The organism is Xanthomonas sp. SHU 199 (genome assembly GCF_000364665.1).
GTDB lineage: Bacteria > Pseudomonadota > Gammaproteobacteria > Xanthomonadales > Xanthomonadaceae > Xanthomonas_A > Xanthomonas_A sontii.
Genome location: NZ_AQOI01000175.1, coordinates 1 through 4313, shown reverse-complemented (window position 1 = coordinate 4313; position 4313 = coordinate 1). Strand labels below are relative to the sequence as shown.

5 protein-coding genes are annotated in these 4313 nt (G+C 71.9%); 4 read left to right on the top strand and 1 reads right to left on the bottom strand.

Going from position 1 to position 4313, the window contains the following annotated elements; translation table 11 throughout:
* The 4 genes from D183_RS0107500 to D183_RS0107485 all read left to right on the top strand — a co-directional run.
* Window positions 1–1112: penicillin-binding protein activator (locus tag D183_RS0107500; RefSeq protein ID WP_017908460.1), on the top strand; the 1112-nt coding region annotated here is incomplete at its 5' end.
* Entirely contained in the window at window positions 1102–1470 is a 369-nt protein-coding gene (locus D183_RS0107495; protein ID WP_017914048.1) for a YraN family protein, read from the top strand. The genes D183_RS0107500 and D183_RS0107495, both read left to right, overlap by 11 nt.
* A gap of 1 nt (window position 1471) precedes the next feature.
* Window positions 1472–2023: a metal-dependent hydrolase gene (locus tag D183_RS0107490; RefSeq protein WP_017908458.1), complete on the top strand. Its 552-nt coding sequence runs from the start codon at window positions 1472–1474 to the stop codon at window positions 2021–2023.
* On the top strand, window positions 2020–3405 hold the full coding sequence (locus D183_RS0107485; protein WP_017908457.1) for an FAD-binding oxidoreductase: 1386 nt from the start codon (window positions 2020–2022) through the stop codon (window positions 3403–3405). The genes D183_RS0107490 and D183_RS0107485 overlap by 4 nt, the downstream gene beginning before the upstream one ends.
* A 321-nt stretch (window positions 3406–3726) precedes the next feature.
* On the opposite strand, the gene D183_RS0107480 is transcribed toward D183_RS0107485, so the two are convergent.
* Entirely contained in the window at window positions 3727–4227 is a 501-nt protein-coding gene (locus D183_RS0107480) for an AAA family ATPase (RefSeq protein WP_017908456.1), read from the bottom strand.
* Window positions 4228–4313: the final 86 nt, after the last annotated feature.

Below are 4313 nucleotides of genomic sequence, written 5' to 3'. Positions count from 1 at the left end.
CGCTGTACAACTTCGTCGGCCGCGCGCTGCTGAGCCGCGGCCTGGCGCTGCCGCGTCCGTTCGACCGCGGCGAGCAGTGGGGCTTCGACACCAGCAAGCGGCCGCCGGCCGAGCGCGACGGCTATCGCCCGCCGGCCAAGCTGGCGGTGCTGCTGCCGTTGAGCGGCAGCCTGGCCACCGCGGCCGCGCCGGTGCGCGACGGTCTGCTTGCCGGCTACTACGGCGAGACCCGGCGGCGTCCTGCGATCGACTTCATCGACACCACCGGCACCCCAGCCGGGGCGCTGGCCGCCTACCAGAAGGCGGTCGACGGCGGCGCCGATTTCGTGGTGGGCCCGCTCGGCCGCGACGAGGTCACCGCGCTGTTCGGGCGCGACGCGTTGCCGGTGCCGGTGCTGGCGCTGAACCGCGGCACCCACGCGCCGCCGGGCGGCAGCGCCGGCTTCTCGCTGGCGCCGGAAGACGACGGCATCGCCGCCGCCGAGTACCTGCTGGCGCACGAACGCCGCAATACGCTGGTGATCGGCAGCAACGACGACAACGGCCGCCGCGCGGTGGCCGCGTTCCGCGACCGCTTCAGCGAGCGCGGCGGCAAGGTCGCCGGCAGCGTCAGCGTGGCCGACACCCCGGGCGACATCGGCGCGCAACTGCGCAACGCCGGCGCCGCCGACTCGGTGCTGCTGGCGGTGAAGGGCAATACCGCCCGCGCGCTGGCGCCGCAGCTGGCGCTGGCCGGTTTCGCCGGCAAGAGCCGGGTGGCGACCTCGCAGCTGGTGCTGGGCACCGGCAAGCCGGAGGACGACCTGGTGCTGGACGGCATCGTCTACCCGAGCGAGCTGTGGAACGTGCGCGGCGTCGGCGGCCTGCCGGCGGCGACCAGCGTGGCCGACATGCTGCCGACCGCGCGCGGCCCGGCCGGGCGGCTGTTCGCGTTCGGCTACGACGCCTGGCAGATCACCGCGTATCTGGAGAAGCTGGCGACCGGCAAGGACAGCGGCCTGCGCGGCGCCACCGGCGTGCTGCACCTGGACGGCTTCGGCAACATCGTGCGCACCCCGGCCTGGTCCACCTTCAGCGGCGGGCGCCCGACCCCGCTGCCCGATGGAAACTGAGCGGCGCCGACGCGGCAATGCGGTGGAAGCGGCGGCGCGCGCCGAACTGGAGCGCGCCGGCCTGCGCCTGATCGCCGCCAACGTCGCCTTCCGCGGCGGCGAGCTGGACCTGGTGATGCAGCAGGCGCAAAGCCTGGTGTTCGTCGAAGTGCGCTACCGGCGCAGCACCGCGTTCGGCGGTGGCGCGGCCTCGGTCGATCTGCGCAAGCGCCGCCGCCTGCTGCTGGCGGCGCAGCTGTTCCTGGCCGCGCATCCGCAGTACGCCAACTGGCCGTGCCGCTTCGACGTGGTCGAGGCCGAAGGCGATCCGCCGCGGCTGACCTGGCTGCGCGACGCCTTCCGCGCCGAGGATTGCTGAGGTGCCCAGCGTCTTCACCCACGCCGCGGTGCCGCTGGCGCTGTGGGCCGCCGCCGATCGCGGGCGCATTTCCACGCGCCTGCTCGGCGCCGGCATCGTCGCGGCGATGCTGCCCGACGCCGACGTGCTCGGCTTCGCCCTGCACATCCCCTACGCCGACGCCTTCGGCCATCGCGGCGCCAGCCACTCGCTGCTGTTCGCTGCGGTACTGGGCATGCTCGGCGCGTTGCTGCACCGACCCCTGCGCGCCGGCGCGCTGCAGGCGGCCGTCTGGCTGTTCGTCTGCACCGCCTCGCATCCGCTGCTCGATGCGATGACCTCCGGCGGCCTCGGCGTGGCCCTGGCCTGGCCGTGGAGCGAACAGCGCTGGTTCGCGCCGTGGCGGCCGATCCGAGTCTCGCCGTTCGCCAACGGTTTCTTCAGCGCGCGCGGCATGGCCACGCTGTGGTCCGAACTGCGCTGGGTGTGGCTGCCGCTGGCGCTGGCCGTGCTCACCTGGAAACTGCTGCAGCCGCCCTCGCCCTCCACGTCGTCGTCGCCACCTTCACCATGACCACCGCCCTACCCACCGCGCTCACCGACACCCTTTCCGCCCTTCTCGGCCCAGAGGGCTGGCGCACCGACGCCGACAGCCGCAGCAGCTATGGCGAGGACGATTCGCGGCGCTGGGCCCTGGCCGATGCGGTGGCGCTGCCGCAGACCCGCGAGCAGGTGCAGGCGATCGTGCGCGCCTGCCGTGCGCACCGCGTGCCGCTGGTGGCGCGCGGCGCCGGCACCGGCACCGCCGGCGCCGCGGTACCGTTCTCCGGCGGCGTGGTGCTGTCGTTCGCACGCATGAACCGCATCGTGCAGTTGCGCCCGGCCGACCGCTGCGCGGTGGTCGAACCCGGCGTGCTCAACGGCGACCTGCAGCAGGCCCTGGCGCAGCACGGTCTGTTCTGGCCACCGGATCCGTCCAGCGCGGAGATCTGCAGCGTCGGCGGCAACCTGTCGACCAATGCCGGCGGACCGCGCGCGGTGAAGTACGGCGCCACCCGCGACAACGTGCTCGGCCTGGTCGCGGTGACCGGCAGCGGCGAGCTGATCCGCTGCGGCGGCGCCTACACCAAGGACGCCACCGGCTACGACCTGACCCATCTGCTGGTCGGCAGCGAAGGCACCCTGGCGCTGATCGTGGAAGCGACGCTGAAGCTGTCGCCACGGCCGCTGGCGCAGGCCGGCCTGCGCGCGCTGTACCGCGACGCCGCCGCCGCCGCTGCCGCGGTGTCGCGGCTGATGGCGCAGCCGAGCACGCCGACCATGCTCGAGTTCATGGACCGCAGCGCGATCGCGCTGCTGCGCCGCAATGGCAGCGACGTGCCCGAGGCCGGCGCGATGCTGCTGATCGAGGCCGACGGCGACCACGACACCCTGCCCTACACGCTGCAGGCGCTGGGTGCGGCGGCCGAGGGCGAGGGCCTGCTGACGCTGGACGTGGCCGCCGACGGCAGCGCGCGCGACCGCCTGTGGGCCGCGCGCCGCGCACTGTCGCCGGCGCTGCGCACGATCCGCCCCGGCAAGATCAACGAAGACGTAGTGGTGCCGGTGTCGCGCATCCCTGAGCTGGTGGCCGGCGTGGAAGCGCTGGCCGCCGAGTTCGACCTGCCGATCGTGGCCTTCGGCCATGCCGGCAACGGCAACCTGCACGTCAACATCATGTACGCGCCGGACGACGCCGCCGAAACCGCGCGCGCGCAGGCGGCGCTGCCGCGGCTGTTCGCACTGGTGCTGTCGCTGGAAGGCACCCTCTCGGGCGAACACGGCATCGGCGTGGCCAAGCGCGACTATATGGACCAGGCCTTCAATGCCGCGACCCTTGACGCGATGCGCGCGATCAAGCGCGCGCTGGATCCGGATGGGATCCTCAATCCGGGGAAGGTGTTGCCGGAGACTTGATCGATTCGGGATGACCAGCCTGGCGGCTGTTGAGAGCCGGGATTCGGGATTCGGGATTCGGGATTCGCAGCAGCGTCTTTTGCGTGCTGATCCATTGCAACGTCATCATGCCGCGATGCCGTCGTAGGAGCGGCTTCAGCCGCGACCTGTGTCCCCGACAAGACCACGGTCGCGGCTGAAGCCCCTCCTACGACGAACCAAGGCGATCGCGGCACACGCAATGGCATTGCGCTTGAGATGCGCTATCGCTGTCGGCGACGCATGCGGTGTGCGGCGGCGATGTGCACCCTGTGCCGGACGCCACCGCCCCGCATGCAGCCTTCAAGACACCCATTCGGCAGGCGTGACCACGCTGACGTGATCGGCGCCTTCGGCGAGCGTCGGTGCTTCGAACAGACTGGCCACGGACCGGATCGCCGCCTCCGGCACCTGTTCGTCCGCTGGCCTCTGCAGATTCCGCGCGAGCGCAATCGGCAACGCGACCTTGATCCAGACGATCTCGATCCTGGCACCGGCCGCTTTCGCGATGGCGACGATCGGCGCCCGGTGCCGGGCGCCCGGCAGGGCCGCGTCGACATAGACGGTACAGCGCCGCACCGGTTGCCGCGCAATCCAGGTGGTCTTTCCCGCGCCCTGCAGGCCGCACACGATGACGACTGTCCAGGGTCCGGCGGGTTCGCACGACGTGGCGAGGATCGCCTGCAGGGCGTCATGGCTTTGCCGCCATGCGGCTTGATTGCGCTCCGACGTCCACACGCGACCACGTTCCGTTTGCAGGAAGTGATCCGGGTTGATCACGATGGGATGGGAACGCGAGGTCATCTGTTCTTCCGTTTATCGCGTTCCACCGGCTTCCAGGCGCACGTTGCCGCCGTAGGAGTCAACTGTCATGCACCTGCGATGACAGG